The sequence below is a fragment of the Streptomyces sp. NPDC104814 genome (assembly GCF_055583185.1).
Window position 1 is genome coordinate 57,530 of the sequence record NZ_JBVJOL010000015.1, and the last position, 19,417, is coordinate 76,946.

A 19,417-nucleotide genomic window follows, 5' to 3' on the forward strand; every position below is an offset into this window, starting at 1 on the left:
TCGCGAAGTGGCCCATTCCCCGGCGACGAGCGGGCCGGAGCGACAGGGAGACATCCCCGGCCGTGGGCCCTGGCCGGGGAGTACGCCGATGAAGGAGAGGCTGCAGCCATGAGTTCGCTGTTGACCGAGAGCGACCTCATCCACGAGGCCGAGGTGGTGTGGCTGGAGAACCTCGAAGGGCTCGACTACGTGCGTCAGGCTCTGGACAAGACCAGGCGGCGCAACACCAAGCCGCCGTACGCGCGTGACGGCCGCATGGTCGGCTACGCGCTGCTGGACGAGGACGCCTCCCCGGACCCGGACAGCGGCCTGTACAAGCGCAGGGTGTTCTTCCTGCTGCCCCACGACCGGGACAGCCTGCCCGACGGCCTGTACCGCGAGGGAGCGCCGGGCGAAGCGGTCGACCCGCGCACGATCGCCCCGAAGAAGCCGGGAGCGAAGACACCGAGGTCCCAGAGCGGCCACGTGGCCATAGCAACCTCGACCCCCTGACGACACACGCCTGCGGTGTGCCGCCGGGCCAGGGTCAAGGTGAGGTCCCTCAGGGGCGTACGGCGGGGGCGGCGGGCCCCATTCCGAGTCCGCGCAGCAGGGTGTCGACGACGACGTCCGCCGCCTGCCCGGCGCTCAGTTCGGGCAGCTGCCGGGACACCAGGTGCATCAGCTGGGGCAGCAGTGCGCTCGCCCAGCCCGGCGGGAGGCCGGGGCGCAGCAGGCCCTCCTCGGTGGCGCGCTCCAGGAAGGCGTCGACCTCGCGGACGGCCGCGTCCCGGCGAGCGTGGACGCTGTCGTCGGCGAGCATGCGAGTGAGGTCGACGGGCCAGGTGCGGTTGACGACGATGATGTTCTCGACGTAGCGGTGGAGCGCGACGGCGACGGGCGCCTCACGCAACCGCGCGTCCTCGATGGCCCGTTCGATGGCCGTGAGGCGGGATGCGTAGATGGCGGTGAGGAGTTCCTCACGGGAGGCGAAGCGCCGGTAGACGGTACGCCGGTCCACGCCGGCCTCGGCGGCGATGCTCGCGATGCTCGCGCCCGGGTCGGCGGCGAGCATGCGCGCTCCGGTGGTCAGAACGGCCTCGACGTTGCGTACTGCGTCGGCTCTCACCGCACCGAGTCTAGCCGCGGAATGTGGAACCTCCGAGCCCAAGAAGCATTTGACTGTGGTGGTTAGTGTCATAACTGTCACACAGACGTGTCGGGACCAGGCAGGTCGATGCGAGCCGCCGTCACCATCGGCTTGCGTCCACCTTTGATGCCCACCACGACAGATCCCCTTTCAGGAGTTCCGGCACAGGGGGGCGCTCGCCGGAGACGAGTCGTCACCGGCTCCCGAGGTGGTCGGCGTCGACGACCGCCTGGGCGAAGACGGAGGGTGCTTCCTGCGGCAGGTTGTGGCCGATGTCCGCGATGGTGCGGTGCTCGTACGGCCCGGTGAAGTGCGTGCGGTAACCGGCGCCGTCGCCGGGGGCGGTGAAGGGGTCGAGGGCCGGATCGAGGGTGATCGTGGGGACGTGGACGGGGGGCTGGGCCGCGAGCAGCGCCTCGTAGCGGTCATAGCGTCGTTCCCCGTCGGCGAGACCGATGCGCCAGCGGTAGTTGAACAGGACGATGGCGGCGTAGTCGGGGTTCTTGAAGGCCTCGGCGGTGCGCTGGAAGGTGGCGTCGTCGAAGTCCCAGTTGGGTGAGACGAGGGTCCACACGTAGCGGCACAGGGCGATGCGGTCCTCGACGTCCTGCATGGTCTGCTTGCCGCGGTCGGTGGCGAAGTACCACTGATACCACCAGTTGTGCTCGACCGCAGGAGCCGCGGGTGTCAGCTGCATCTTGCGGTCGGTGATGAGGTAACCGCCGGTGGACACCAGGGACTTGACGCGCTCGGGCCACAGGGCGGCGATGATGTCGGCGGTGCGTGAACCCCAGTCGAAGCCGGCCAGAACCGCCTTGTGGATCTTCAGCGCGTCCATCAGGGCGATGATGTCGAGCGCGATGGCGGACTGCTCCGCGGTGCGGGGCGTGCTCGGCGACAGGAAGCCGGTCGAGCCGTGGCCGCGCAGGTACGGGACGATGACGCGGTAGCCCAGGCCGGCCAGCAGCGGGGCGACGTCGACGTAGCTGTGGATGTCGTACGGCCAGCCGTGCAGGCAGATGACGACCGGACCGTGTGCCGGCCCCGCCTCGGCGTAACCCACGTTCAGGACGCCTGCCTTGACGTGCTTCAGCGTGGGGAAGCTCGTGTGGGTGCCGGGGGAGACCTCGGGCACGGCGGGGACGTCCTTGCCGCCCGCCTGGCCCGTGCCGGTCGAGGCGGACGCCTGGGCCTGCAGGCCGGACAGTGAGAGCGCGGCCGCGCCGGTGCCCAGGCCGGCTGCCTTGTTGAAGGTACGCCTGTCGATCATCTCGAACCCCTCCGTCGTACGTCTCCACCGTGCCTCTGCGGCTCGCTGACCTTCGCACAACCAATCGTCACCGGTCAAGCAGGTGACGCGCGCAGTGACTGACCATACACATGTGTAAGTATTGCAGATAAATGCTACATTGAAGTGACAGTTAGAGAAGCGTACACGGGAAGAGAGGCAGCGCGTGATCACGTACAACAGGCTCTTCATCGGGGGCTCTTGGGTGGAGCCGAGCGCCCAGGACCTGCTGGACATCGCCTCGCCGCACGACCAGACCCTGATCGGCCGTGCGGCGCAGGCCCAACCGGCGGACATCGACCGCGCGGTGGCCGCGGCACGGGCGTCCTTCGAGGCGGGGCAGTGGCGGCTGACCCCGCCGGCGGAGCGGATCGCGCTGCTGCGGCGGTTCAACGCCCTGCGCGAGGAGAACGCCGAGAGGATCGCGGAGCTGATCTCCCTGGAGAACGGCTCGGCTCGATGGTTCACCCGCGCCGGGCAGCCCGGCCTGACACGGCAGGCGAACGCCTACCTGAAGGCGGCGGAGCACTTCGCCTGGGAGGAGACCCTGGCGTCCTCCGACGCGGCCGCCCCCGTGCGCAGTGTGGTGCGCCGTGAGGCCGTAGGTGTCGTGGCGGCGGTCATCCCATGGAACTCGCCGTTCTCCTCGGCCACTTCGAAAATCATCCCGGCCCTGGTCGCCGGCAATTCCGTGGTCCTCAAGGTGCCCCCGGAGAACTCACTGAGCATGGGTCTCCTGGCCGAACTGCTGGAACGGACAGGTCTGCCCGGGGGAGTGATCAGTCTCCTGCCCGCGGACCGCGAGACCAGCGAGTACCTGATCTCGCACCCGGACGTCGACAAGATCGCCTTCACCGGCTCCACCCGCGCCGGCCGCCGTATCGCTTCGATCGCGGGGGAGCAGCTCAAGCGGGTCAGTCTGGAGCTGGGTGGCAAGTCGGCGGCCGTCATCCTGCCGGACGCCGACATCGCGACGGCGGTCGCGGGCCTGAAGTTCGGCTCGTTGCTCAACAACGGCGAGTCCTGCATCGCCCAGACCCGCGTCCTGACCCCGCGCAGCCGGTACGAGGAGGTCGTGGCCGCGCTGAAGGAGCTGGTGGAGTCGCTGAAGGTCGGCGACCCGAACGACCCGGAGACCTTCATCGGCCCGATGATCCGCCCCGACCAGCAGGAACGGGTGCGCACCTACATCCGGCTCGGCATCGAGGAGGGCGCCCGCCTGGTCACCGGCGGCCCGGAGATCCCGGAGGGCCTGGAGAAGGGCAACTACGTCACGCCGACCGTGTTCGCCGACGTCGACAACTCCATGCGCATCGCGCAGGAGGAGATCTTCGGCCCGGTCCTGGTCGTCATCGCCTACGACGACGAGGACGACGCCGTCCGCATCGCCAACGACTCCGAGTACGGCCTCTCCGGCGGTGTCTGGTCCGCCGACGAGGACCACGCCCTGGCGTTCGCCCGTCGCCTCCGCACCGGCACGGTCACGGTCAACGGCGCCCCGATCGCCTTCGACGGCCCCTTCGGCGGCTTCAAGGCCAGCGGCATCGGCCGCGAGTACGGGGCGGTCGGCCTCGGCACGTACACCGAGTACAAGACGATCACGGTCTGACCTCGCTCGTAAGGCGATTGACCGGCGCCCGTGCGTCACCACCTTGACAGGTGACGCAGGTGAAGCGATGCTGACAGTGCTCCCGGAACCAGCTGCGAATGTCTTGGGATGTCCGCGGATGCCCGCGGATGTCGCACCAGGGCGTTCCGAAGAGCGGACGCCCCCCGGACGAGGAAGTGGAGTACGGCCATGAACAAGGAACTCACCGCCGACACCGCGGCGGCAGCCCGTCATGCCCGCTACGGCACCCTCCCCGAGCGCATCCGCTTCGAGGACATGACCGAAGAAGTGAACGCCGACCACGGCGGCGGCGCGAACGCCACCTACAACCCGGAGAGCTCATGGCAGTACTACTCCTGCCTGGCCCTCGACCTGGGCCTGTAGCCCGGTTCTCGCCTCCCGCCTCATTCACCGCGCCCACGCCCAAGCCGTCTGGTACCTGTACGCCCCCCTGCGCGCTCGTCGAAGCCGACCGGGCCCGGCCCGGCACGGCGGAACACCTGGCCGCGCTGCCAGGCATCACGGTTCTCGAGCTTGACCTTCCGGCTGCTCTGGCCGTGGCCCGGCACGCCACCTGGGCGCTGCCCCACTGCCAGTACGCGGCCCAGCCGACCGCGGACCGCCCTGACGGAGCGATCATCGCCACGACCGCCCCCGACAGATGGACCGGCGAACCGGTCCGCGTCCTCGACCTGACGCCCTGACCTCCTGTTCAATGCGGCGACGGTCACCGTCGACTTCCGCATGCACTTGATCGATCCAACTGCCCCCGGGCCAGGGGATCCTGAACGTCCTGGGCCAGCTGGCGGGTGGCGTCACGCAGGCCAGCCGGTGAGCCCCCGCCCGCGCAAGGGCCGGGCGGAGACGACCAGGCGCCCGCCGGTGCGGCGGCGCCCCCGTAGGCCGGGCAGGCGCCGGCGCGCCGACGACCGGCTGATCGGTCTCCTGGTGGCCGTCGTCCTCGCCGTCGTTCTGGTGGTGGCCGTCGTCAACTGGTTGCTGGCCCACTGGTGGATCCTGGCCGTGGCCGGCGCGCTCGCCGTAATGGCCGGAGGCAGCAGGCTGTACCACAGGCAGCAGCAGGCGCAGTGGGAAGCGGTCCGTGCGCAAGGCCTGCGTTACGGCCTGTCCCAGCTGGACGCCCTCCATCGTGACCAACGGACGGGTCACCGAACCGGCCGTCGGCTTCGCCGAGCAACAGCGCCTCCATGTGGTCGACCGCCACACCCTCGGAGTCTGGGCGTCCGGCTCCCGCCCGCTGTGGGAGCTGCTCCGCGTGGTCCCGCCGCCTCGCGAACCGACCGCCCTGTCATGAGCCCGGGGCGACACCGGCCGGCGCTGCGACCCAACCGGATGCGCGGTCGTACGCGGTGAGCAGCCGCCGGCACCCGGTGGGTGCGGCGTCCGTTCGTCGGATCGGCTCCTGGGGCACGTCAGTCGGCGCGGACCAAGTGGTGCAGCTCGGCCGTGTCGATCATGTGGGCCCGTGAGGGAAAGACATGGTGGAGCAGGGCATTGTGGGCTTCGGTGTCCGGGTCGGCCACGCCGTCGGACAGGACGTAGAGCTGGTAGTCGCGGTCGGCCGCGTCGATGACGGTGGACAGGACGGCGCCGCTGGTGCTGACGCCTGCGACGACCAGAGTGGTGATGCCGCGCTCGCGTAGTTGCTGGTCGAGGTCGGTGGTGGACATGCCGCCGTAGCGGATCTTGCGCACGACGATGTCGCCGTCCCGGGGAGCCAGCCGCTCGTGGATGGCAGCGGCAGGGTCCTCGTGGTGCATGGCGCGGTGCCGGGCCAGCGGGGCGAAGGACTTGTTGGAGGCCGGGATCGCGTCCCAGTCGGCATCGGTGAAGCCGACGCGTCCGTAGGCGATGGTGCCGCCATGGGCGCGAAGGTCGGCGATGGCCCTCTCCAGACGACCGAGCAGGGCGTGTCGGTCCTCGCCTTCGGGCACAAAGGCCAGGATCGCGGGCTGGCAGTCCAGGACGAGGAGCGCGGTGCGGGTGGGGGCGAGCGCGGGGGCGGTGTTCACGGGGTTCTCCTTGACTGGTGCCGCGCCAGGTCGACGCGGACGCGCACCTGCGGACCGGCTGCGGCCTGCGGTGGCACGTTGGGACGCCTCATGTGTGGCTGGGGGACAGTTCCGGCTCGTGTTGTGACGTCTGGTCCTGGCGGGGGAGCAGGAGGGGGGTGGTGAGGATGAGCAGTCCGGCGACCGCCAGAGCGGTGCGTGGGCTGGTGGCGTCGGCGAGCAGCCCGGCGAGTGCGGTGAGGACGGCGATGGCGGCCTGCTGGCCGATCGACCAGGCCGACAGGGTGCGGGCGACGAGATGCCTGGGGGTCTGCTCGAGCCGGTAGGTGGCGAGCACCGGGGTGTACAGACTCATGTTGATGATGATCGCCAGCTCGACGGCCATGACGGTGAGGAGGCCGACGACGCCGGGGCGGACGAAGGCCAGGCCGATCAGCCAGACGGCGCGCAGGGTGCCGACGGTCCGGAAGACCCGGTGCCGGCCGAAGCGGGCCACGACACGGCGGGCCAGCCGGGAGCCGATGAGTCCGCCGAGGCAGGGGGCGGCGAACGCGAGGGCGTACTGCCAGGGCGGGAAGCCGAGCCGGCGCAGCAGGAGCACGGCCAGCAGCGGCTCGGTGGCCATGATCAGGCCGGCGACGAGCATTTGGTTGAGGTAGAGCGGCCGCAGCCCGGGGTGGCTCAGGATGTGCCGCCAGCCGTCGAGCAGTGCGCCCGCCCGGACCGGGCTCCTGCCGGCCGTTCGCGGTGCCTCTTCCCGACCGCGGATCGCGGTGATGCCGAGCGCGGAGAGCAGGTAGCTGATCGCGTCGGCCCCCACGGTGGTGACCGGCCCGAACAGGCCGATCGCCGCCCCGCCCAGGGGCGGCCCCACCGCGATGGAGCTCCAGTTCGTGGACTCGAACCGCGCATTGGCGACGAGCAGGTCGTCCGGTCGGACGAGAGCCTTGAGGTAGGCGCCGCTCGCCGCGTTGAAGGCGATCTTGGCTGCGGCGACCACGGCCGAGACCACGAGCAGCTGGACATAGCCGAGCCACCCGAAGGCGTAGGCGACGGGGATCGTCGCCATGGCCGCGAACCGGGCCAAGTCCATCATGATCATGACCGGGCGTTTGCGCCGGAACTCCACCCACGGCGCGAGCGGAACCGCGATCAGCGCCCCCACCGCAGGCCCCACCGCGGACAGCGCGGACACCTCTGCGGGCCCGGCATGCAGCACCAGCACGGCGATCAGCGGCAACGCCCCGAACCCCAGCCCGGACCCGTACGCGCTCACCGCATACGACGCCCACAGCCAGCCGAACCGCCGGCCCAACCGTCTCCTGCCCACCATCCCCAGCGCGCTCCCTTGAGGTCCCACCCGAACAAACCCACGTTGACCGAGGAGAGACAATCGGGCCGGACTGCGGCAGGTCAAACAACTGATCTGCCGGCAATCCACAACCACTGGTTGTTCACTAAGGTGGGTCGGCGTGGATCTCGAAGCAGTACGGACCTTCGTCGCCGTGGCGGAAGCGGGCCAGTTCCAGAAGGCGGCCGACGACCTGTCGATCACCCAGCAGGCCGTCTCCAAGCGCATCGCCGCACTGGAGCGCACCCTCGGCGTGCGACTGTTCACCCGTGCCCCACGCGGCGCCGGGCTCACCATCGACGGGCAGGCGTTCCTGCCCCACGCGCGCGAGCTGCTGCGCGCAGCCGAACGCGCGGTGACCTCCGTGCGCCCCGGCCGCCGACCCTTGCGCGTCGACGTGATCGCCTCGCGCAGCGCGCAGTCGAGCCTGATGCGCGGCTTCCACCGCGCACACCCCGACATCGACCTCGACGTGGTGACGCTGTTCGACATCGAGACCGCCGTCGCCGCCATCCGCTCCGGCACGATCGACGCGTCCTTCCGCGCCGTCGCCGCGCCCGGCCGGCCCCTCCCCGAGGACATCGAGTCCGTCCGCGTGCTCGACGAACCGCTCCAGCTCCTCACCGGCCCCGCCCACGCACTGGCGGGCGCCCGGTCCGTGACCCTCGCCCAGCTCACCGGGCACCGGATCTGGATGCCCGGCATCGCCCCCGGTACCGAGTGGGGCGCCTACTACGACGACCTCGTCGCCGAGTTCGGCCTCACCATCGAGGCGACCGGCCCCAACTTCGGCTCCGACGCGCTCCTCGACACCATCTCCGACACCCCGGCCCTGGCCACCTTCATGGGCGAGCACAGCCGCCTCATCTGGCCCGCCGACCACGGCCTGCGCCGCATCCCGGTCACCGACCCGACCCCCGTCTACCCCCACTCGCTGCTCTGGCACCGCGACAACCCCCACCCCGCGCTGACCACCCTCCGCACCCACCTCGCCACCACGACGACCGGCCACGACGCCGCCGGAACCTGGACACCGAGCTGGGTGATCCCCCGCTGAACCGTCAACGGCGGGCGTCGACGGGGGCCGTCGTCGGGGGGGGCGAGCAGTTGGTCTGCTCGGAGATCGCCGCCGGGCGGGGTTCAGAGCTTGTCGGCCGCCCGGACTCGGTGGAGGTGCACGAGGACGTCTTAGGCCCGGCCGATCGCGAGGGTGGCCAGGGGGTGGGAGTGAACGTCGAACCGGCGTCGTAGACCGGCCGGGGCCGGTCGAGCCAGGCCCGGGCCGCGGCAGGGGCCGCCCGCAGGTCGACGTAGAAGTCCCCTACGCGGGCTGGATCCGGCAGACGATCAGGCGCCACTCCTGATCCGGACGGTCGGAGGCGCTGAGCAGTCCGGGTGGTGCGCCGGTGAGCCGCCCGCGGCCGGGTCGCCGGCGCCTTTCGGCGCGAACCGGCACTCTCATCGACGACGAGCGGCTGTCAGGTGCGGCACGGCCATACGCGCCATACGCTCGACACATGTCCGACGTCACGTCTTCCGGCGCCACAGCCGATGACCTTCCCGCGCCGGCCGAGGGCTTGGTACTCACGCACTTCCTCACGGTCAGCGACGTCGCTCGTTCACGGGCCTTCTACGCCGATGTCCTGGGCGGAAAGGTGGTGCTGGAGGAGAACCCCTGCATCATCAAGGCCGCCAACAGCTGGATCATCATGAACCCGGGCGGCGGGCCCACCGACGACAAACCCGATGTCGTCCTGCGCACGCCGGAAGACCCCCACACGGTCTCCAGCTTCCTGAACGTGCGGGTGGCCGACATCCACGACTTCTACGCCACCGCGAGCGCCAAAGGGGCCGAGTTCCTCACCCCGCCCATCGACCGCCGCGCCGAGCTGCGGTGCTACATGCGTGATCCGGACGGCTACCTCATCGAGGTGGGCCAGGCCACGGGGCTGCTCAAGGGCATCCTGGCGCGTATCGAGACGGAAACCTGAGCAATCGAGACTGGGGCCTGGGCAAACCCTGAGCCCCGAGCACGAGGACCCCGAGCCGGAGATCCCCGATCGCGCACCGATGAGTTTCCCGCGCCGCGCTGGTCTACACGCCGGACACCACGGACGGAAGGCTGGGCCATGCGGAAACTGATCTACGGCATGAACCTGACCCTGGACGGCTACATCGCCGCGCCCGGCGACGACATCGGCTGGAGCGGCCCCCCGAGCGACGAGCTGTTCCAGTGGTGGCTCGACCACGATCAGGCGAGTGGCCTGGCGCTGTACGGACGCAAACTCTGGGAGACGATGAGCTCCTACTGGCCGACCGGCGACCAGCAGCCCAACGCCACCGCGGCGGAGATCGAGTTCGCGCGGAACTGGCGGGACACGCCGAAGGTGGTGTTCTCCTCGACGATCGACAAGGTCGACTGGAACACCCGGCTGGTCACCGGCGACGCGATCGCCGAGATCACCCGCCTCAAGGCCGAGGACGACGGCGGCCCCATGAGCATCGGCGGCGCCACGCTCGCCGGGGCAGCGATGCGTGCCGGACTGATCGACGAGTACGTGATCGCCACCCATCCGGTCCTGGTGGGCGGCGGCACGCCGTTCTTCACGGCGCTGGACAACTGGGTGAACCTGAACCTGCTGGAAACGCGGACGTTGCCCGGCGGCGTGGTCCTGACCAGGTACGAGACGAGGCGCTGAGCAGCTTCCCACTGTCCCAGGGCTTGGGTGGGCGTTTCCTCTCACCGTCGCAGCAGGGACGCAGTGCGGGCTCCCAGATTTAGGCCACCAGCGTGAGCAGTTCCGCCGTGCACGGCTCGAGTACGGGCGACCGGACCCGGGAACCCCTGTCCAGAGCGGCGCTTGCATATGCCCCGTACCTCGTGGAAGTAACTCGGATTTTGTGTGCTTGTAGGACCGAGGTAAGGGCATTCGTTGGCCAGGAGGTTGATAACTATGGTTCCCCTGCTTCTGGTTCTGCTGCTGGCTCTGATCCTCTTCGGTGCGGGTTTCGCGCTGAAGGCACTGTGGTGGGTCGCGGTGATCGTGCTGATCGTGTGGCTGCTTGGCTTCGTCGTCCGCTCCGCGGACGGTGCAGGCCGTAGGGGCCGCTGGTACCGCTGGTAAAGGAAAGAACGCCCGGCGCGAAGAGCGCGCCACGCGTGAGGTGATGGGGGCTCGGCCGATGCGGCCGGGCCCCCACCCCTGTGAGAAGCCCTCACCCCTGTGAGAAGCGGACTGGCTTGGCCGGTTGGGAGGGATCGGGCGTATCGGACGCGCCGCTGGGTACGTGAGCCATGCAACGGTCCCGCAGACCCAGCAGTGGAACCCTGCTCCTCCTGTCTGCGGGACCGCTGCGCACGGTGTGGAACTTCGACGCCCTTGCGCCGGGCGACAATCGGCCGCACCTAGCGGCCCGCGCTCGTTACCCTGCCGCTCATGCCCGATGACGCGAGCCCCGCAGACACCATGTTCGAGCGTCTCTTGTGCTGCGTCTGCGGCCAGGACACCGCCGACTCCGACGACTACGTACTCCTTGGGATCAGCGCCCCAGGCGTCCCCACCGAGCAGTGGCTTGGCGCCCACGCGGAACACCTCAATGGCGTCCTCGCACAAGGCTTTTCGGTCGAGGTGCACACGATGTGACCGATCACGGAGCGGCGTTCGTAGGCGGCGTCGATCACTCGGCAGAACCCCTCGGGCGGCAGCCTGGCCGGAAATCGGCAGGCAGGCCCATACCTTCCGGCGGGCGCTGCTTGACCTTGCCGCTGGCGGCAGGGTTGGACCATGACCGGCATGAACAGCATCGCATCGCGCGCCAGCAGGATCGTCGTCGTCACCGGTGCCGGCACCGGGATCGGCCGGGCCACCGCCCGTGCCTTCGCCGCCGAGGGCGCCCACGTCATCGCTGTCGGGCGACGAGCAGAGCCACTCGAAGAGACCGCTGCCGGGGACGCCAGGATCACACCGCTGACCGCCGACATCACGGCCGAGGGCGAGCCCCGTCGGATTGTCCAGGCCGTACGGGAGACCCACGGTCGGCTGGACGTGCTCGTCAACAACGCCGGCATCGTGCGCAGCGGCGCCCTGGGCACGCTGACGCCCGAGATGATCGAGGCTCAGCTCGCCACCAACCTCGTCGCCCCCATACTGCTGGCTCAGGCCGCGCTGTCGCTCCTCGAGGCGTCGCGCGGTGTGATCATCAATGTCAGTACATCGGTGGGACAGCGGGCCTGGCCGGGCAGCTCGGTCTACGCGGCGACGAAAACCGCTCTGGAGACGTTGACTCGCAGCTGGGCGGTCGAGCTGGCACCCCACGGGGTGCGGGTGGTGGCCGTCGCGCCCGGCGCGATCGACACTCCCATCGGCGAGCACCAAGGGCTGACGCCGGAGCGGACGGCCGCACTGCGCCAGTGGCAGCTTGCGCACACCCCGCTGGCCCGGATCGGCCGCCCCGAGGAGGTGGCCTGGGCAATGACCCAGCTTGCCGCCCCGGCCGCCGCCTTCGTCACCGGAGCGGTACTCCCGGTCGACGGCGGAGCGGTCGTGGCGTGATAGGAAGGCCGGGGGAGGTGGGACGGGTGCGGATCGGTGAGCTGGCCAGGGAAACCGGGACGACCGCTCGTGCGCTGCGGCACTATGAGCAGGCCGGACTGATCTCCTCCCGACGGGCCTCCAACGGCTATCGCGTCTACGACGAACAGGCCGTGGTGCGCGTGGGCAACATCCGCCACCTGCTGGCCGCCGGCCTCACCCTGGACGACGTGCGGGTGTTCCTGCCGTGCCTGGACGGCGACATGGCCGCAGCACCGCCCTCGGACAAGGGTCTGCGCATCGCGCTGCAACGTCTGGAAGTCCTCAATCGACGGATCGCCGCCCAGACCGAGGCCCGCGACCGACTGCAAACGGCGTTGCAACAGGCAGTCGCCGACCAGGAGAAGCCGCGCCGAGGAGATGACGCCTCAACCGGCGTCGACTGCCGGCAGACGCAGCCCGCGGTCCGCCCGGTAGCCCGACCACCCGCCTCAGTGGCATCAGCCGAAGAAGCCCCGGCGCCGTGACGCCTCCCCGCCGCTTGCTGCCCCTGTTCTCGCTCTCGTTCTCGGCGTTACGATCGCGCGACGGTGCGGATCGAAACGGGGGCCGGTCATGGAGGATCTGGGCGCTGGCGACCCGCGACGGATCGGCCCCTACACGCTGCGGGCGCGGCTGGGGCAGGGCGGGATGGGCCGGGTCTTTCTGGGCCGGTCGCCGTCCGGCCGGGCCGTGGCGGTCAAGTTGGTCCACGAGCACCTGGCGCGGCAGGCGAGCTTCCGGCGGCGGTTCGCCCAGGAGGTGGCCTCGATCCGGGCGGTGAGCGGCGCGTTCACAGCGCCCTTGGTGGGCGCCGGGCCGGAGGACGATCTGCCGTGGCTGGCGACCGTGTACGTGCCGGGACCCAGCCTTGCCGAGGCAGTGACCGAGGCCGGACCGTTCCCGCCGGAGTCGCTGTGGCCGCTGGCCGCTGGTCTCGCCGAGGGACTGCAGGACATCCACTCCGTCCGGGTGGTGCACCGTGATCTGAAGCCGGCGAACGTGCTGCTGGCCGCCGACGGCCCAAGGGTGATCGACTTCGGTATCGCTCGCGCCCTCGATCACGCAGCCCTGACCCCGGACAGCGTGGTCGTCGGCACACCCGGCTTCATGTCGCCCGAGCAGATCGGCGGCGACGATCTCGGCCCCAGCAGTGATGTGTTCACGCTCGGCCTCGTCCTCGCCTTCGCTGCCAGTGGGCAGAGTCCGTTCGGCGGCGGCCCGCCCCTCGCCATGCTGCACCGCATCGTCCACAACAGTGCGCGGCTCGACGGCGTCCCCGCGCCGTTCCGCGGACTGGTTGCCGCCTGTCTGGCCAAGGAACCCGCCGACCGGCCCACCCCGGCCGAGATCCTGCGGCTGGTCACCGCGTCCTGGCACCCGCCCGAACAGTGGCCGAACGGCACTCCCTGGCCCACCCGCGTAACCCAACTGCTCCCACGTCACCGCCCCCAGGACTCGGGTCCGCAATCAGCGGGCGAGCCCCTGCCGACACGTGAGCAGCTGACTCTTCGGTACACCCGGGTCCGGCAGCACGAGCGCGACCTGGATCCGATGGATGCGGCGCGGCAGATGGAGCATCTGGCCGTCGAGCAGGCGCGGTTGCTCGGTCCGGACCACACGGACACCCTCCAGAGCCGCCACATGCAAGCGTTCTACCTCGACATCGCCGGGCAGTCCGCGCAGGCGGCACGGCTGATGGCCGGGGTGCTCGCGGACCGAAGGAGAATCCTCGGGCCCGACCACGAGGAAACGCTTCGCAGCGGACAACTGCACGCTCTCTTCCTCGGCAAGGGCGGCGACCCTGCCGAGGCTGCCCGGCTGTTGGCGCAGAACGCCCTGGATCGGGCCCGGGTCCTCGGCCCCGACCACCGTTCCACTCTCTGGAGCCGGCACCTGCACGCAGATTTCGTCTACGCCGCCGGGGACCACACCAAAGGGAAGCAGCTGATGGCGGGCGTAGTCGCGGACCTGGCCCGGGTCCTCGGCCCCGACCACTCCGCCACCCGCTCCAGCAGACATGTGCTGGAAAGCTATCTGTCCGCCGACGAGTCGCCCACCCGTAGCGGTTAGCGGCCCTGGTGTGAAGCGTGGGCCGGGGAGGGCGCGCTCGTGGGGCAGGGCTCGGGGGCCTGCTCCGGGCGGTCCGAGGGGGCCGGCGCCGGGTGGTCCGAGGGCGCCCGTTCCGGGCGGGCGTCCGCGGATTCCAACGTGAGCATGGCCTTCTCGTCCGGGGTGTCGGGGGCGGCCTGGTAGACCACCATCCGCTGGCCGCCCGTCCGGGCCAGTCGCATGACCTCATAGGTCAGGGTCATCGGTCCGGCCTTCGGATGCCGGAAGGACTTCTGCCCGCCGCCGCGCTCGCAGACGTCGTACCGCTCCCACAGCCGCGCGAACTCCGGTGACTTCAGCACCAGTTCGCCGACGAGTGCGGTCAGTTCCGGATCGTCCGGGTCGGCCCCGGCGACCGCGCGCAGATGTGCCACCGAGAGCGCGACCGTTTCCTCCCACGGCTCGTAGAGCGTCCGCCCGACCGGGTGGAGGAAGAGATAGCGGGTCAGGTTGCGCTGGCTCTCCGGCCAGTCCCACAGCCCGGGCATCAGTCGCCGTCCGGGTGGGTTCGCGGCCAGGACGCGGTTGTACCGGCTCACCACATACGCGGGCAGCGGACGCACCGACTCCAGCATGCGCACCACCGAGTCGCGGACGGTGTGGTCCGAGGACGCCGGCAACTCCGAAACGCGGCCCGAGGCCAGTTCCGCGAGCTCGTGCAGGCGTTCGTAACCGTCGCCACGCAGCCGCAGGGCGCGGCCGAGGGCGTCCACGACGGCGGGGGAGGGGTTGGTCTCCCGCCCGCGCTCCAGGCGGATGTAGTAGTCGACGCTCACCCCGGCCAGCGCGGCCAGCTCCTCACGGCGCAGTCCGGGAGTGCGGCGCAGTCCTCCGCCGGCCGGGAGACCGACGTCCTGCGGGCGTACCTGCGCCCTGCGAGCCTTCAGGTACCGGCCGAGCTCCGTGCCCCTCGTATCCGCTGCTGCTGCCATTCGGTCATTGTCGCAGGCGGGCAAGGAGCGTGGGGGGCCGTGTCAGGGCCTGGAACGCCACACCCCGGGTACAGCGCGGTCTGCCGGGCGGGCGGGCGCGGGCGCAGAGTTGACCCCGGAGCGGGCGGTCCGACCGCCGGAGCCCAGGGGGTGCGCGACACCGGACCGCGGCCCCGGCGCGCCGCGACCGCCCGCCCGCCCGCCCGGTCATCTCCGACGAGCCCTCACGTGCACCTGCCCAGGAGTCCACCATGCCTGCCACCCCGCTCCCGTCTTCGTCCACCGCCTCCTCCCGCGGGCACGACGACGAGCCGTCGGCGTCCGAGCTTCGACGGCGCCAGGCGGACGGCACCCGAGCAACCGCGCCGCCGCCCCCCGAGCCCCCCGCCGTGCCTGCCATGCCCGCCGTGCCTGCCGTGCCCGCCGTGCCTGCCGTGCCCGCCGTGCCTGCCGTGCCCGCCGGGCGGCGGCGGAGCGGCGTCGCGCTCGTCGCCTCGCTGCTCGGCTTCACAGTGATCACCATCGATGTCTCAGCCGTGAACATCGCGCTGCCCGCGATCCGGGACTCCCTCAGCGGCGGGATGGCCGGGCTCCAGTGGGTGGTGGACGCGTACACCCTGATGTTCGCGGCCCTGATGCTGTCCGCCGGCGCCCTCGCCGACCGGGCCGGTGCCCGCCGCGCCTACTCCTGGGGCGTCGCCCTGTTCACCCTCGCCTCCCTCGGCTGCGCGCTCGCGCCCGGCATCGGCGTGCTGGTCGGCGCACGCGTGGCGCAGGGCGCCGCCGCCGCGATCGTCATGCCGGCCTCGCTGGCGCTGGTCCGGCAGGCCTACGAGGACGCGCGCGCCCGCGCCCGCGCCATCGCGCTGTGGACGGTCGGCGGCTCGGTGGCGATGGCCGCGGGTCCCGTACTGGGCGGGCTGCTCACCGACTCCGCCGGCTGGCGGACCGTCTTCCTGCTCAACCTCCCCGTGGGCGCGGTGATCCTGGGCCTGCTGGTCAGGGTGCCGCGCTCCCCGCGCCGGCCCGCCGCGCTGGACGGCGGCGGCCAGCTCACCGCCGTGGTGGCCCTGGCCGGGCTGGCCTTCGCGGTGATCGAGGGCGGCCACCTGGGCTGGACCAGCGGCCCCGTGCTGGCAGCCGCCGCGCTCACCCTCGTCTCCGGATACGCCTTCCGCGTGGTCGAGGCCCGGCACCGCCAGCCCATGGTCCCGCTGGGCATGCTGACGGACCGCCGCGTGGCCGTCCCGCTCGCGGTCGGTTTCGCCGTCAACGCCGCCTTCTACGGCGGGATCTTCCTCCTCGGGCTGTACTACCAACAGCTGCGCGGCATGACGGGGATCGCGGCCGGGCTGATGTTCGTCCCGATGTCGGCGGTGGTGACGGCGACCAACCTCGTTTCACCGCGGCTGGCGGAGCGGATCGGGCGGCGGCCGGTGATCGTCGCCGGGCAGCTGGTCTTCACCGCGGCGATGCTGGCCCTGCTGCCGCTGGCCGCGCACACCCCCGTATGGCTGGTGCTCGTACTGCTGCTGCCGCTGAGCGTCGGTGGGGCGCTCGCGGTGCCCGCGCTGACCGCGCTGCTGATGGACGCCGTCCCGCAGGAACGCGCGGGGGCCGCGTCCGGGCTGCTCAACTCCCTCCGCCAGACCGGCGGTGCGCTCGCCGTCGCCCTCTTCGGCAGCCTGCTCTCCGGCCCCGGCGGCAGCTTCTCCCTCCCGGGCATGCGCATCGGGCTTCTCGCCGTCGCCGCCCTCCTCCTCGTCACCGCCGCCCTCTCCCGTCTCCTCCTGCCCCGTGGCTGACCCCGGCACATCGGCTCCACTCGCCCGAGTACCGCCGCTCCAGGTCGCTTCCGGCGCTCGTAACGCCCACGCGCACGATCCCGACGCGCCGCCCCGCCTCACGCGGCCGAGGGGGTGAGCCTCTTCGGCTGGAGCAGGCGGTACGAGCACACACAGCCGTCGTACCCCGGAAGTACTACGGGTACGGGGTGCCGGCCCCACCCCCGGCCACCTGCCAGCCGGATGGTCCGGGCACCGGCCGGTCCGACACCGTGGGGTGATCACCGACCCACGGGAGGACACCCATCGTGCGTACGGTCGTCGCGGCCGGCGCCGCCGCGCTCGCCCTGGCGCTCGCCGCGCCCACCGCCCTCGCACAGCCCGCGCCACCCCGCACCGACGGGGTGTGGCGCACGGACGGCTACGGCACCGTCGTCGTCCTCGACGGCGACACGCTGCAGGAGTACCAGACGACCGCCGCCGGCTGTGTGAAGGGCGACGCGGCCCGGCGTACCGCACCCGGCCGGTACGCCGGGGCCGACGGCGACGTCACGACCGTCCGGGTCGCGGGCGACGGAGGCCACGCCACCCTGAGCACCGACGGTTCCGTGGGCCACCGCACGCTGCGGCGGCTGCCGCAGCTGCCGCGCGCCTGCACCCGGCCGCTGCCCCAGGACCCGCTCACCGCCTTCGACGTCTTCTGGCAGTCCTTCGAGGAGAACTACCCCTTCTTCGCCGCCAAGGGCGTCGACTGGCACGCGGTGCGGCAGCGGTACCGGCCGCAGGTGCGCCCCGACACCACCCGCGAGCAGCTCTTCGACCTCTTCAGCAGCATGGTCCGGCCCCTCTACGACGCCCACGTCGCCGTCCAGGACGGGGAGCGGACCTACGCCGAGGTGCGCCCCGGCACCGAGGCCCCGGGCCCCGGCCTCGACGCCCGGGCCAAGCAGCTGATCACGACGAGGGACCTGCGCGAAGCCCCCTGCCGGCGGGAGTTCGCCGGCGGCCGCATCACCTACGCCGACCTCGCCGGACCCGGCCGGCTCGGCTACCTGCGCGTCTCCGGTTTCGGGGGCTACACCGGCGACGACCACTCCTACGCCGCCCAGCTGCGCGAGCTGGACACCGCCCTGGACACCGTGTTCACCGCCGACCGCACCCACCGCCTGCGCGGTCTGATCATCGACCTGCGCGTCAACGGCGGCGGCTCCGACGCCCTCGGCGTCCACCTGGCCGGACGGCTCACGGACACGCCGTACACCGCCTACGCCAAGCGCGTACGCAACGACCCGCGCAACCCCGCCCGCCACACCCGGCCCGAGCCCGTGCCGGTCCTCACCTCGCCCGCGCCCCGCTTCACCGGGCCCGTCGCCGTCCTGACCGGCGGCTCCACCTTCAGCGCCGGAGAGACCTTCACACAGGCGCTGATGGCCCGCCCGGGCCGGACGGTGCGGATCGGACAGCCCACCCAGGGCCTGTTCTCCGACGTCATGCAGCGATACCTGCCGAACGGCATGACCGCCTGGCTGCCCAACGAGGAGTTCCTCGACGCCGCGGGCCGCACCTACGACGGCACCGGCATCCCGCCCCACCTCGTCGAGCCGGTCTTCACCCCGGAGGAGTTCGCCGAGGGACGCGACTCCGCGTTCGACCGCGCGGTGGACGTCCTGCGCCGCCGCTGAACCCGGACACGCGAGGAGCGACCCGCGCCACCCCGGAAAGGGGTGCACGTCGACCTGCAAGGAGGACGTGAGACCGCTCTTCGGGGGGAGCCACTTTTGCTCGTGGTCGCCTTCCTTATGCTGCCGCCTATGAGCATGACCGGAGAGCATCCGCGCGTCACGCGTACACAAACGCATCGCGCCTTGAAGGGCTTGGAGCGGACGTCGGACCTCCCCGAGGAGACCGAGGACGCACAGGGGGCGGGGCTGTGCGCGTTCTCGTAGTGGAGGACGAGCGGCGCCTGGCCGACCTGCTTGCGCGGGGCCTGCGCGAGGCCGGCCACATCGTCGATGTCCGCCACACCGGCGACGACGGTCTGGCCGCGGCGCTCAGCGGCGACCACGACGCCGTGGTGCTGGACGTGATGCTGCCCGGACTGGACGGCATCGCGGTCTGCGAGGCGATACGAAGCCGGGGGCGCACGGTGCCGGTACTCATGCTCACCGCCCGCGGTGGCATACCCGACCGCGTTGCAGGCCTGGACGCGGGCGCCGACGACTATCTGGCCAAGCCCTTCTCGTTCGACGAACTGCTCGCCCGGCTGCGGGCACTGCATCGGCGCACCGCCGACGCGGGCGCCGCCGAGCTGCACGCCGGTGACCTCGTCCTCGATCCCGGACGTCGCCGGGTCTTCCGCGGCGGCACCGAAGTGGTCCTGTCCGCGCGGGAATTCGACGTCCTGGCGTTGCTGCTCGGGCGGGCCGGCCGGTGCGTCACCCGCTACGAGATACTCAACGAGGTGTGGGACGGCGAGACCGACCTGCGGTCCAACGTCATCGACGTCTACATCGCCGGCCTGCGTGCAAAGGTCGACAAGCCCTTCGGGCGGCGCGCCATCGAGACGCTGCGGGGCGCCGGCTACCGCCTCCAGCCCGACGGTGGCTGA

The 19,417-nt window shown here is 71.3% G+C and carries 19 protein-coding genes and 2 pseudogenes; 16 read left to right on the plus strand and 5 right to left on the minus strand.

Features of this window, described 5'->3' with window-relative positions:
- Window positions 1–108 precede the first annotated feature (108 nt).
- The gene (locus ACZ64A_RS34210; RefSeq protein ID WP_469815834.1) at window positions 109–492 is read left to right on the plus strand and encodes a DUF6009 family protein; all 384 of its coding nucleotides are present in this window, start codon (window positions 109–111) and stop codon (window positions 490–492) included.
- Between the two features lie 49 nt (window positions 493–541).
- Here ACZ64A_RS34210 and ACZ64A_RS34215 read toward each other — a convergent pair whose 3' ends face one another.
- Complete coding sequence (locus tag ACZ64A_RS34215) at window positions 542–1,054, minus strand: TetR/AcrR family transcriptional regulator (protein WP_469815920.1); 513 nt, start codon at window positions 1,052–1,054, stop codon at window positions 542–544.
- A 268-nt stretch (window positions 1,055–1,322) separates the two neighbouring features.
- Window positions 1,323–2,399 carry an alpha/beta fold hydrolase gene (locus ACZ64A_RS34220; RefSeq protein ID WP_469815835.1) on the minus strand — a complete coding sequence of 359 codons (1,077 nt, stop codon included), beginning with the start codon at window positions 2,397–2,399 and terminating at the stop codon, window positions 1,323–1,325.
- 184 nt (window positions 2,400–2,583) lie between these two features.
- Here ACZ64A_RS34220 and ACZ64A_RS34225 point away from each other — a divergent pair, with 184 nt between their 5' ends.
- From ACZ64A_RS34225 to ACZ64A_RS34240, 4 genes and pseudogenes are all read left to right on the plus strand, one after another.
- The gene (locus ACZ64A_RS34225) at window positions 2,584–4,026 is read left to right on the plus strand and encodes an aldehyde dehydrogenase (protein ID WP_469815836.1); all 1,443 of its coding nucleotides are present in this window, start codon (window positions 2,584–2,586) and stop codon (window positions 4,024–4,026) included.
- Between the two features lie 189 nt (window positions 4,027–4,215).
- The gene (locus ACZ64A_RS34230) at window positions 4,216–4,410 is read left to right on the plus strand and encodes a hypothetical protein (protein ID WP_469815837.1); all 195 of its coding nucleotides are present in this window, start codon (window positions 4,216–4,218) and stop codon (window positions 4,408–4,410) included.
- 4 nt (window positions 4,411–4,414) lie between these two features.
- Window positions 4,415–4,730: pseudogene (locus ACZ64A_RS34235) on the plus strand (PIN domain-containing protein); the annotation flags it as partial.
- Window positions 4,731–5,176: 446 nt separating this feature from the next.
- A complete protein-coding gene (locus tag ACZ64A_RS34240) occupies window positions 5,177–5,341 on the plus strand; it encodes a hypothetical protein (RefSeq protein ID WP_469815838.1) in 165 nt (54 codons plus the stop codon).
- Window positions 5,342–5,459: 118 nt separating this feature from the next.
- Here ACZ64A_RS34240 and ACZ64A_RS34245 read toward each other — a convergent pair whose 3' ends face one another.
- Window positions 5,460–6,059, minus strand: a complete 600-nt coding sequence (locus ACZ64A_RS34245) for a cysteine hydrolase family protein (RefSeq protein WP_469815839.1) — start codon at window positions 6,057–6,059, stop codon at window positions 5,460–5,462.
- Window positions 6,060–6,147: 88 nt separating this feature from the next.
- Window positions 6,148–7,392 carry an MFS transporter gene (locus tag ACZ64A_RS34250; protein WP_469815840.1) on the minus strand — a complete coding sequence of 415 codons (1,245 nt, stop codon included), beginning with the start codon at window positions 7,390–7,392 and terminating at the stop codon, window positions 6,148–6,150.
- A 139-nt stretch (window positions 7,393–7,531) separates the two neighbouring features.
- Between ACZ64A_RS34250 and ACZ64A_RS34255 the strand changes: the two genes are divergently transcribed.
- The 8 genes and pseudogenes from ACZ64A_RS34255 (at window position 7,532) to ACZ64A_RS34290 (ending at window position 14,054) form a co-directional block, all read left to right on the plus strand.
- Complete coding sequence (locus ACZ64A_RS34255; protein ID WP_469815841.1) at window positions 7,532–8,467, plus strand: LysR family transcriptional regulator; 936 nt, start codon at window positions 7,532–7,534, stop codon at window positions 8,465–8,467.
- Between the two features lie 460 nt (window positions 8,468–8,927).
- Window positions 8,928–9,401 (plus strand): VOC family protein, encoded by a 474-nt coding sequence (locus tag ACZ64A_RS34260; RefSeq protein WP_469815842.1) that lies wholly within the window; start codon window positions 8,928–8,930, stop codon window positions 9,399–9,401.
- A 138-nt stretch (window positions 9,402–9,539) separates the two neighbouring features.
- On the plus strand, window positions 9,540–10,109 hold the full coding sequence (locus tag ACZ64A_RS34265; protein WP_469815843.1) for a dihydrofolate reductase family protein: 570 nt from the start codon (window positions 9,540–9,542) through the stop codon (window positions 10,107–10,109).
- A 255-nt stretch (window positions 10,110–10,364) separates the two neighbouring features.
- The gene (locus ACZ64A_RS34270; RefSeq protein ID WP_399737513.1) at window positions 10,365–10,535 is read left to right on the plus strand and encodes a hydrophobic protein; all 171 of its coding nucleotides are present in this window, start codon (window positions 10,365–10,367) and stop codon (window positions 10,533–10,535) included.
- Window positions 10,536–10,847: 312 nt separating this feature from the next.
- Entirely contained in the window at window positions 10,848–11,054 is a 207-nt protein-coding gene (locus tag ACZ64A_RS34275; RefSeq protein WP_469815844.1) for a hypothetical protein, read from the plus strand.
- A 141-nt stretch (window positions 11,055–11,195) separates the two neighbouring features.
- Window positions 11,196–11,963 (plus strand): SDR family NAD(P)-dependent oxidoreductase, encoded by a 768-nt coding sequence (locus tag ACZ64A_RS34280; protein WP_469815845.1) that lies wholly within the window; start codon window positions 11,196–11,198, stop codon window positions 11,961–11,963.
- Between the two features lie 26 nt (window positions 11,964–11,989).
- Window positions 11,990–12,337: pseudogene (locus ACZ64A_RS34285) on the plus strand (MerR family transcriptional regulator); the annotation flags it as partial.
- Window positions 12,338–12,557: 220 nt separating this feature from the next.
- On the plus strand, window positions 12,558–14,054 hold the full coding sequence (locus ACZ64A_RS34290; protein ID WP_469815846.1) for a serine/threonine-protein kinase: 1,497 nt from the start codon (window positions 12,558–12,560) through the stop codon (window positions 14,052–14,054).
- Here ACZ64A_RS34290 and ACZ64A_RS34295 read toward each other — a convergent pair.
- Window positions 14,051–15,025 carry an MmyB family transcriptional regulator gene (locus ACZ64A_RS34295; RefSeq protein WP_469815847.1) on the minus strand — a complete coding sequence of 325 codons (975 nt, stop codon included), beginning with the start codon at window positions 15,023–15,025 and terminating at the stop codon, window positions 14,051–14,053. The genes ACZ64A_RS34290 and ACZ64A_RS34295 overlap by 4 nt on opposite strands.
- 398 nt (window positions 15,026–15,423) lie before the next feature.
- Here ACZ64A_RS34295 and ACZ64A_RS34300 point away from each other — a divergent pair, with 398 nt between their 5' ends.
- From ACZ64A_RS34300 to ACZ64A_RS34310, 3 genes are all read left to right on the plus strand, one after another.
- Window positions 15,424–16,830, plus strand: coding sequence for an MFS transporter (locus tag ACZ64A_RS34300; RefSeq protein WP_469815921.1), 1,407 nt, complete (start codon window positions 15,424–15,426; stop codon window positions 16,828–16,830).
- Between the two features lie 287 nt (window positions 16,831–17,117).
- Window positions 17,118–18,491, plus strand: coding sequence for a S41 family peptidase (locus ACZ64A_RS34305; RefSeq protein WP_469815848.1), 1,374 nt, complete (start codon window positions 17,118–17,120; stop codon window positions 18,489–18,491).
- A gap of 248 nt (window positions 18,492–18,739) precedes the next feature.
- Window positions 18,740–19,417: a response regulator transcription factor gene (locus tag ACZ64A_RS34310; protein ID WP_469815849.1), complete on the plus strand. Its 678-nt coding sequence runs from the start codon at window positions 18,740–18,742 to the stop codon at window positions 19,415–19,417.

Excerpts from the sequence above, each read along its gene's own strand:
- ACZ64A_RS34210 (WP_469815834.1), top strand. The coding sequence starts at position 109 with ATGAGTTCGCTGTTGACCGAGAGCGACCTCATCCACGAGGCCGAGGTG.
- ACZ64A_RS34215 (WP_469815920.1), bottom strand. The coding sequence starts at position 1,054 with ATGCTCGCCGCCGACCCGGGCGCGAGCATCGCGAGCATCGCCGCCGAG.
- ACZ64A_RS34220 (WP_469815835.1), bottom strand. The coding sequence starts at position 2,399 with ATGATCGACAGGCGTACCTTCAACAAGGCAGCCGGCCTGGGCACCGGC.
- ACZ64A_RS34230 (WP_469815837.1), top strand. The coding sequence starts at position 4,216 with ATGAACAAGGAACTCACCGCCGACACCGCGGCGGCAGCCCGTCATGCC.
- ACZ64A_RS34250 (WP_469815840.1), bottom strand. The coding sequence starts at position 7,392 with ATGGTGGGCAGGAGACGGTTGGGCCGGCGGTTCGGCTGGCTGTGGGCG.
- ACZ64A_RS34260 (WP_469815842.1), top strand. The coding sequence starts at position 8,928 with ATGTCCGACGTCACGTCTTCCGGCGCCACAGCCGATGACCTTCCCGCG.
- ACZ64A_RS34265 (WP_469815843.1), top strand. The coding sequence starts at position 9,540 with ATGCGGAAACTGATCTACGGCATGAACCTGACCCTGGACGGCTACATC.
- ACZ64A_RS34270 (WP_399737513.1), top strand. The coding sequence starts at position 10,365 with ATGGTTCCCCTGCTTCTGGTTCTGCTGCTGGCTCTGATCCTCTTCGGT.
- ACZ64A_RS34275 (WP_469815844.1), top strand. The coding sequence starts at position 10,848 with ATGCCCGATGACGCGAGCCCCGCAGACACCATGTTCGAGCGTCTCTTG.
- ACZ64A_RS34280 (WP_469815845.1), top strand. The coding sequence starts at position 11,196 with ATGACCGGCATGAACAGCATCGCATCGCGCGCCAGCAGGATCGTCGTC.
- ACZ64A_RS34290 (WP_469815846.1), top strand. The coding sequence starts at position 12,558 with ATGGAGGATCTGGGCGCTGGCGACCCGCGACGGATCGGCCCCTACACG.
- ACZ64A_RS34295 (WP_469815847.1), bottom strand. The coding sequence starts at position 15,025 with ATGGCAGCAGCAGCGGATACGAGGGGCACGGAGCTCGGCCGGTACCTG.
- ACZ64A_RS34300 (WP_469815921.1), top strand. The coding sequence starts at position 15,424 with ATGCCCGCCGTGCCTGCCGTGCCCGCCGTGCCTGCCGTGCCCGCCGTG.